General features: G+C 72.7%; 7 protein-coding genes, 1 pseudogene and 1 riboswitch. Of the genes and pseudogenes, 3 read left to right on the top strand and 5 right to left on the bottom strand.

What is annotated here, in order from left to right:
* Positions 1 to 224: 224 nt before the first annotated feature.
* Positions 225 to 650, top strand: a pseudogene (locus tag WA670_RS45270) (AsnC family protein); the annotation flags it as partial.
* A 102-nt stretch (positions 651 to 752) separates the two neighbouring features.
* Entirely contained in the window at positions 753 to 1,745 is a 993-nt protein-coding gene (locus WA670_RS39115; RefSeq protein ID WP_442893161.1) for an AsnC family protein, read from the top strand.
* Here the strand turns inward: WA670_RS39115 and WA670_RS39110 are convergent.
* Both WA670_RS39110 and lspA read right to left on the bottom strand, forming a co-directional pair.
* Positions 1,742 to 2,668 carry an RluA family pseudouridine synthase gene (locus WA670_RS39110; protein ID WP_107051029.1) on the bottom strand — a complete coding sequence of 309 codons (927 nt, stop codon included), beginning with the start codon at positions 2,666 to 2,668 and terminating at the stop codon, positions 1,742 to 1,744. The two genes, WA670_RS39115 and WA670_RS39110, sit on opposite strands and share 4 nt — an antisense overlap.
* The gene (lspA, locus tag WA670_RS39105) at positions 2,665 to 3,273 is read right to left on the bottom strand and encodes a signal peptidase II (protein ID WP_134670196.1); all 609 of its coding nucleotides are present in this window, start codon (positions 3,271 to 3,273) and stop codon (positions 2,665 to 2,667) included. The genes WA670_RS39110 and lspA overlap by 4 nt, the downstream gene beginning before the upstream one ends.
* 88 nt (positions 3,274 to 3,361) lie before the next feature.
* Between lspA and WA670_RS39100 the strand changes: the two genes are divergently transcribed.
* The gene (locus WA670_RS39100) at positions 3,362 to 3,688 is read left to right on the top strand and encodes a hypothetical protein (protein ID WP_336161128.1); all 327 of its coding nucleotides are present in this window, start codon (positions 3,362 to 3,364) and stop codon (positions 3,686 to 3,688) included.
* Positions 3,689 to 3,848: 160 nt separating this feature from the next.
* Here the strand turns inward: WA670_RS39100 and WA670_RS39095 are convergent, their stop codons facing one another.
* The 3 genes from WA670_RS39095 to WA670_RS39085 all read right to left on the bottom strand — a co-directional run bounded on the left by WA670_RS39095 (position 3,849) and on the right by WA670_RS39085 (position 7,706).
* Positions 3,849 to 5,180, bottom strand: a complete 1,332-nt coding sequence (locus tag WA670_RS39095; protein WP_336161127.1) for an aminotransferase class V-fold PLP-dependent enzyme — start codon at positions 5,178 to 5,180, stop codon at positions 3,849 to 3,851.
* 40 nt (positions 5,181 to 5,220) lie between these two features.
* A riboswitch (SAM riboswitch) is annotated at positions 5,221 to 5,335 on the bottom strand.
* A 97-nt stretch (positions 5,336 to 5,432) separates the two neighbouring features.
* Complete coding sequence (locus WA670_RS39090; protein ID WP_037812405.1) at positions 5,433 to 6,911, bottom strand: potassium/proton antiporter; 1,479 nt, start codon at positions 6,909 to 6,911, stop codon at positions 5,433 to 5,435.
* Positions 6,912 to 7,010: 99 nt separating this feature from the next.
* Positions 7,011 to 7,706 (bottom strand): ArsR/SmtB family transcription factor, encoded by a 696-nt coding sequence (locus tag WA670_RS39085; protein WP_238605462.1) that lies wholly within the window; start codon positions 7,704 to 7,706, stop codon positions 7,011 to 7,013.
* Between the last annotated feature and the right edge of the window lie 54 nt (positions 7,707 to 7,760).

The raw sequence follows: 7,760 nt of genomic DNA, 5'->3' as shown, positions 1-7,760 counted from the left end.
GGCGCGGTGGCGCGGTGGCGCGGTGGCGCGGTGGCGCGGTGGCGCGGTGGCGCGGTGGCGCGGGGCACATGGTGCAGCAGGCCATACCGGCGTGCCAGGGCGTCGAACTCGGGCGGTCCCGCCCGCCCCCCGGGACGCGCCGATCGCCGACGTCGCGGTGGCGCGGGGCACGCCGGGCGCGTGGTGCGGCCGGGCCGGGCGGGCGAGGCGGTAGCGTTGCCGGAGTGGCCGTGACCGATCCCGCCGACATCCGCCTGCTCGCCGCGCTCGCCGAGCTGGGCAAGGGGGCTGTGCACGAGCTGGCGGCGAAGGTCGGGATGGACCCGAGGGAGGTCGCGTACCGGCTGGTCGCGCTGTCCGGGAGCGGATTGCCGCTGCTGGTCGGGGTCGAAAGCGACCCGAACGGCCTCCGCGCGGCGATTTCCGGGGCTCCGGCGTCGTGGCAGCGTCCCCCGGGCGGCTATCCGGGCGGGCCCGGGTCGGTGCCGTTCCCCGCTGCGGCTGGACCGAACGCGGGGCCCGGGACGGCGGGACAGAACCTGGGCGGGATGCCCGGGGCAGCCGGGCCGAATCCGGGCGGGGCTGCGGGGCCCAACCAGGGCGGGATGCCAGGGGCTGCCGGGCCCAACCAGGGCGGGATGCCCGGGCCCAACCAGGGCGGTATGCCGGGGCCGATGACGTCCGGCCAGGGTGCGGCGCCAGGCGCCGGCCCGGCGTCGGCGGGAGTCCCCGTGCGAGGCGGGGCGGCGGGAATGCCGGGCGCGCAGGGCTCCGGTCCGCATCCGCCCGGGCCGAACGGGATCCCCGATTCCGCCGGGATGCCGGGGCACTCCGGACCGCATCCGCCGGGACAGCACGGCATGCCCGGCCCGGGAACCTCCGGCGCCTACGCACCAGGGCAGACCGGGATCCCCGCGGGTCCGGGGCAGCACGGCATGCCCGGCCCGGGGACTTCCGCCGCGTACCCGCCCGGGCAGACCGGCATTCCGGCGACCGGGCCAGGTCCGGGCGTGTCCGGCGCGTACGCACCCGGACCGGCCGGGATTTCCGGCGCGTATCCCCCTGGGCCGAACGGAATTCCCGGCGGGCCGGGAGTGTCGGGCGCGTATGCCCCGGGACCGAACGGGATCCCTGCCGGGCCGGGAGTGTCCGGCGCGTACTCCCCCGGGCAAACCGGGATGCCGCCGCAGGTTCCCGTCGGCGCGAATGTCCACAATGGACTCTCCGGGCCGTACCCGGCTCCGGATCCGGTCGTCAGCACGTGGGGCGTCCCGCAGACCGCTTCCTGGGCCCGCGGCGACGAACCCCGGCCCGCCGCGGCGCCTGCCAAGCAGGGGCGGATCGGCGAGACGATGCAGTCGCAGGGGCTCGAAGGGGAACAGCTTTCCGTGCAGCTGCTGGAGGTCCAGGATCCCGCCGACTTCCTCTTCGGCGCGGCGGGCTACCGGCTCGAGGACGGCGAGCGCGCGGTCGTCGTGCACACCGAGATCACCAATCGCGGGCCGATCCCGTTCGCGTCGCTGCCCGACAACTATCTCGAGCTCGTCACCGACAGCGGCGAGACCGTCGCGAAGGCCCCGGTTTCGCTGACGTCCCGGCCGCCGCACAAGATCGGCGTGCAGCCGGGCGAGACGCTCGGCGGGCACACCGTCTACGTGCTCCCCACCGCGACCCGCGTCGTCTCGGTGCGCTGGAGCCCGCGGCCCGAGCCGGACGAGCGCACCCTGACCTGGGCCGTCGACTAGTTCCCGTCGCGCAGGATCTCCAGCGCACTGGCCAGATCGTCGGGGTATTCCGCCTCGAACTCGACCCACCGGCCGTCCGCGGGGTGCGCGAATCCGAGCGTCCGCGCGTGCAGCCACTGCCGCGTCAGGCCGAGTTTCCGGGCCAGCACCGGGTCCGCTCCGTAGGTCAGGTCGCCCGCGCACGGGTGGCGCAGCGCGGAGAAGTGCACGCGGATCTGGTGCGTACGCCCGGTTTCCAGCTTCACGTGCGCCAGCGACGCCGCCCGGAACGCCTCGACCACCTCATAGTGCGTGACGCTCGGCCGTCCGCCCGCGACGACGGCGAACTTGTAGTCGTGCCGCGGATGGCGGTCGATCGGGGCGTCGATGGTGCCGCGCGTCGGGTCCGGGTGGCCCTGCACGACGGCGTGGTAGCCCTTGTCGACGGTCCGTTCCTTGAACGCCCGCTTCAGCACGGTGTACGCGTGCTCGCTCTTCGCCACCACCATCACCCCGGTGGTGCCCGCGTCGAGCCGGTGCACGACGCCCTGTCGTTCGGCCGCGCCGGAGGTCGAGATGCGCAGCCCGGACGCGGCGAGTCCGCCGACGACCGTCGGGCCGGTCCAGCCGGGGCTGGGGTGCACGGCGACGCCGACCGGTTTCGAAATCACCACGATGTCGTCGTCATCGTGCAGGATCTTCATGCCTTCGACCGGCTCCGCGACGATTTCCGCCGCACGTTCCGGTTCCGGCAGCGTCACCTCGAGCAGCCCGCCCGCGGACAGCCGGTCCGATTTGCCCGCCGGACGGCCGTCGAGGAGGACGTCGCCAGCCGCGGCGAGGTCCGCGACCGCGGTGCGGGACAGGCCGAGCAGTTTGGCGAGCCCGGCGTCGACGCGCATCCCGTCGAGCCCGTCGGGGACGGGCAGCATGCGCGCGCTCACTCGGAGTCCTTCTTCTTGCCGCGGGTGGAGGTGCCGTCGTAGTCCTTGCCGAGCAGGGACAGCAGCACGATCAGCGCGCCGCCGACGCAGATCGCGGAGTCGGCGATGTTGAAGATCGCGAAACCCTGGCCGTTGGGCGCGAACGCGGAGATGAAGTCGACGACGTGGCCGCGCAGCGGTCCGGGCTCGCGGAAGAACCGGTCGGTCAGGTTGCCGAGCGCGCCGGCGAGCACGAGCCCGAGGCCGATCGCCCAGCCGACCGAGCGCAGCCTGCGCGAGATCCACACGATCGCGATCACGACGCCGATCGCGACCAGCGCGAGCACCCACGTCATGCCGGTCGCCATCGAGAACGCGGCGCCCGGGTTGCGGATGACCTGCAGGTAGATCAGCCCGCCGAGGATCGGCTTGGGCTCCTTGCCCTCGAGGTTCGCGACCACGAGGTTCTTCGTGATCAGGTCGATCGCCCACAGCAGCGCCGCGACCGCGAACACCACCCAGACCCGCCGCTTGGGCAGCGGCGCGCCGTCCCCGGCGGCCTCCTGCTCAGGCGGTTCCGCAGACGGCTCGACCTCGGACTCGGACGGCGAAGGATCGGTGCTCACACCCCCATTGTCCACAACCGCGCCCGAGCAGGTCACAGCGGCCGAATTCAGTCGCCCCGGAGGCCCCTCGCCCGCCATCATCGCTGCCATGCCCGCCGAGATCCCCGCCCCCGCCGCGGCCGCGGCCTGGATCGCCCTCGACCTCTCCCCCACGAGCGACCTCCCGCTCTGGGCCGCCCACTGGCTGGCCGACGGCGAGGACGGCGAGCACCTGCGCCACCTGGCCGGGCTGTCCCGCAGCGAACCACGGGAAATCCACGACGTGCAGGAGGCGGCCTTAGCCGACTGCCGCACGCCCATTCCCGCTGTGGCCGACGCAGCCGAAGCCGCGTTCACTCATCTGGCCCGGCTGTTCCTCAGCGGCGACCTCACCGAGCGCGGCCTGTTGAACGACCTGCACGCGGACTGTGTTTGATGGCGTCGGCTCCGCCGCCGCGGCGGGATCGCCCTTAAGCCGACGTTTGGGCTGAGCGACGCGAGGGGCCTTCGGCCTGTCACGCCGCTCAGCCCAAACGTCGGCGCGATCCCGCGTTGTGGTCACGTTTCCTGTCGCGCCAGTCCCAGCACCAGCCCTGTCAGGCGCAGAACGGCGGCAGCTCCCGCGGGTCCCCGACCGGTGCCCACCGCCCGTCCACCTTCGCGTACTCCCACCGGGCTCCCCGGGCCACGATCTGCCGCAGCGCCAGCACCAAGCGGTCGACGTGTTCCTCGGTGCTCCCCAGCCCGAGGCTCACCCGGACCGCCTGCTGGCCCTGGCTTCCGGCTTCCCGGATCAGCCGCCGGGCGGCCACGTGCGCGCAGAACGCCCCGTCCCGCACGCCGATTCCGTACTCGGCCGACAGCACCGCGGCCAGCCATCCGGGCTCGAACCCGTCGACCACGAAGCTCACCGTGCCGACCCGGTCCACCGGCGCGTCGAAGAACCGCAGCTCGGCGAACCCCGGCAAGCTCTCAAGCCCCTTGCGCAACCGCTCCAGCAACGCGGCTTCGTGCGAACCCACGGCATCCCACTGAGCTGCCAGCTGCTCGCAAGCCACCCCGAGCGCATACACGCCAACGGTATTCGGCGATCCGGCCTCGTGCCGTTCTTCGCCGCTGTTCCACACCACGGCTTCCTCGGTCACCAGCTTCGTAGCGCCACCACCGGCCAGGTACGGCTCGGCCGCCCGCAACCAGTCGCTGCGCCCGATCAGCGCACCAGCCCCGAAGGGCGCGTACAGCTTGTGCCCGGACAGCGCGACATAGTCAACATCCAGCTCCCGCAACGAAATCTGCCGGTGCGGAGCGAGCTGTGCGGCGTCGAGGGCCACCCGGGCGCCGTGTTTCCGGGCCACCGCAGCGATCTCGGCCACCGGCAGCAGCTCACCGGTCACATTGGACGCACCGGCGACGACGACCAACCGCGGCCCCTGCGGGCATTCCGCGAGCGCTTCGTCCACAACGGACACTGCGGCGAGCCGGGTCCGCGGCAGCTGCACGCGCCGGACGTTCGGGCCGCGCCACGGCAGCAGGGCCGCGTGGTGCTCGCTGTCGAACACCACCACGGAAGTCTTGCGCGGCAACGCTTTCGCCAGCAGGTTGAACGCGTCAGTGGTGTTGCGGGTGAAAATCACCGAGTCGCCGTTGCGCGCGTCCACGAACCGGCGCAGCACGTCGCGCGTCCGCTCGTACAGCCGCGTCGAGACCTGCGAAGCGAAACCCGCGCCGCGATGCACGCTGGCGTACCAGGGAAGGAACTCGTCGACCGCCGAACGCACCGCGTCCAGACACGGCGCGCTCGCCGCGTGGTCGAGGTTGGCGTAACCGATGTCGCCGCCGGTGACCAGCGGGACCCGCAGCGTCGCACCGGCGACAGCGGGAACGGCAGCGGCAACAGTTTCCGTGGACCGGTCGAGTGCGAGAGTCATGACGACGCCTCCTCGGCGTTCCGGGGGACCCCCGGCGAGGGGCCCGCGCTTGCCCGCCGCACTGCGCGACCGGCCTGGTCCTCACCCGGGGCACCCCACCGCGGTAGGAGGGTTGCCGGCCAGCAAGCCGGGGCTTCGCGCTGGCACTCATGACCTGAAACCGAAGATAGCGGACGACCCCCGGGAGAAACCAGACCCGTCTCGTGATCTGAGACGGCAGTCACAGGGCGTGTCCACAAAGGACAGAAAAGATCAGGCTCCGGATTCCCCGTGCCAGCGGGCGAGGCGGCCGGCCCGGTCGACAGCCCGGATGCGCCGTTCGGTCGCGTCGCGGTCGGCGGCGGTCGTGACCACCAGAAGCTGGTCCTCGACCTGCAAGCGGCTCGTTTTCTGCGGCGTGAAGCCCGTCCCGCCGCGCACCACGAGACTGACCGTCGCCCCGGCGGGCAGCCGCAGCTCGGACAGGTACACGCCGTGCAGCTTCGACCCCTTCTGGATGCGCACCTGCAGCAGTTCGGCGCCGAGCTCGTCGAGCGGGGCGGCGTCGACCTCGATCTCGTGCGCCTGCGTCGCCTTCGCCAGCCCGAGGATCCGCGCGAGCGGGCTGAGCGTCGCGCCCTGCAGCACCGTGAGCACGATGACGAGCACGAAAACCGCGTCCACGAGCCGTTGCGCGCCGGGCACGCCTTCGGACAGCGGGATCATCGCGAGCACGATCGGCACCGCACCGCGCAACCCCGCCCAGGACAGGAACGCCTGATCCCGCCACGGCAAGCGGAACGGCAGCAGCGACAGGACCACCGACAGCGGCCGGGCGAGCAGCAGCACCACCGCGCCCGCGACGAGGCCGGGGATGAGCGTTTCGAGCAGCCGGGTCGGCGACGCGAACAGGCCGAGCAAGACGAACAGCCCGATCTGCGCGAGCCAGCCGAGCCCTTCGGCGAACGACAGGGTGTCCGACCGGTGCGGGAGCTTGGAATTCCCCAGCACCAGGCCGGCGACGTAGGTGGCGAGCAGGCCGGACGCGTGCGCCAGCTGACCCGAGGAGTACGCGAGCACGCACACCGCGACCGTGGCGAGCGGGTAGAGACCGGTCGCCGGGAGCGCGGCCCGGCGCAGCGCCTGCGCGCCCAGCCAGCCGAACGCGAGGCCGAGCACGAGGCCGGTGAGCAGTTCGTAGACCACCAGCAGCGGCAGCGACCAGTCGACCGCCTCGCCGGACGCGAGCACGACGACCGCGATGTAGGCGGGCGCGTCGTTGATGCCGGATTCCAGTTCCAGCGCGCCGACGAGCCGTTTCCCGACCCCGGCCGTGCGCAGCACGGAGAACACCGCCGCCGCGTCGGTGGACGCGAGAACCGCGCCCCACAGCAGGGCGAGCCGCCAGTCGAGGCCGAGCAGCCAGTGCAATGCCGCGCCGGTGACCGCGATGCTGATCACCACGGCCACTGTGGACAGCAGGATTCCGGGCCCCAGCGAGGGTTTCACCGCGGACCAGCGCGTGGTGAGCCCGCCCTCGGTGAGGATCAGGACGAGCGCGGCGAGCCCGAGGGACTGGGTGAGCGCCGGATTGTCGAAGCGGATGCCGAACCCGGCTTCGCCGAGCACGACGCCGATCCCGAGATACAGCAGCAGCGACGGGAATCCGAGCCGGATGGACACCCGCACCGCGACGACCGAGACGACGAGAACCAGCGCTCCGACGCCCAGCACCAGGGGAAGCTCGTTCACCCTCCGCCTCCCTCCCGGTCGCCCGCAGGCGTCCAGAATAGTGAGGCAGTGTCCGGTTCCCGAGCGCGCACCACCGGTCCGGGGGACCTCGCCGGTGTGTTACGAAGCCTCGGCGGCACTCACCGTCGCGAGATCGACACCGAGCGCGGCGAACGGACCCCGCGCGCCCGGCAGGACGCGGACCGCGCGCTGCTGGTCCCGCGTCAGCCATCCCGCCTCGACCGCCCGCTCCAGCACCGCCGCCGGGACCGCGCCGGCCAGGTGCTCCCGCCGCTCTGTCCAATCCAGACAGTCGCGCAACAGCGGCCGCCGCGGCCGATCCGGCACCGCGACGCCGAGATCCGCCAGCACGTCGCGTCCGGAGTCGGTGAGCGCGAGCCCGTCCGACACGTCGATCAGGCCCCGCTCGACCATTCCGTCCCGCAAGGCGACGCCGAGGGTCCCGGCGAGATGGTCGTAGCAACTGCGCGCGAACGACAAACGCTGCACCCGCAACGAAGTCCGGAGCCCGGACGGCCGTTTCAGTTCGGCATGCTGCGCCAGATGCTCGATCAGCTCCGCGACCCGCGGGTTCGCGAGCCGCACGTACGCGTGCCGCCCCTGCTTCACCCGGGCGACGAACCCGGCCTCGGCCAGCCGCGTCACGTGCTCGCTGGCCGTAGACACCGCGATCCGCGCCGCGGCGGCCAGTTCGCCGACCGTCCAGGCCCGCCCGTCGAGCAGAGCGAGACACATGGTCGCGCGGCTCGGGTCGGCGAGCACGGCAGCGACCTCGGCCAATGCGACGGTTTCCATGTGCCCACGGTAGAGCGGGGACGCTTCGGCCGCGGCCGAAGCGAGGTTTTCTCG

Origin of the sequence: Amycolatopsis sp. VC5-11, from assembly GCF_037034185.1 — a bacterium.
Classification (GTDB): domain Bacteria; phylum Actinomycetota; class Actinomycetes; order Mycobacteriales; family Pseudonocardiaceae; genus Amycolatopsis; species Amycolatopsis nivea.
Note: the sequence above shows the minus strand (reverse complement) of the source record. Positions and strands in the feature narration are given on the sequence as shown.

Coding starts and splice junctions, on each gene's coding strand:
- WA670_RS39115 (WP_442893161.1), top strand. CDS start 753: ATGCCGGGCGCGCAGGGCTCCGGTCCGCATCCGCCCGGGCCGAACGGG.
- WA670_RS39100 (WP_336161128.1), top strand. CDS start 3,362: ATGCCCGCCGAGATCCCCGCCCCCGCCGCGGCCGCGGCCTGGATCGCC.
- WA670_RS39095 (WP_336161127.1), bottom strand. CDS start 5,180: ATGACTCTCGCACTCGACCGGTCCACGGAAACTGTTGCCGCTGCCGTT.
- WA670_RS39085 (WP_238605462.1), bottom strand. CDS start 7,706: ATGGAAACCGTCGCATTGGCCGAGGTCGCTGCCGTGCTCGCCGACCCG.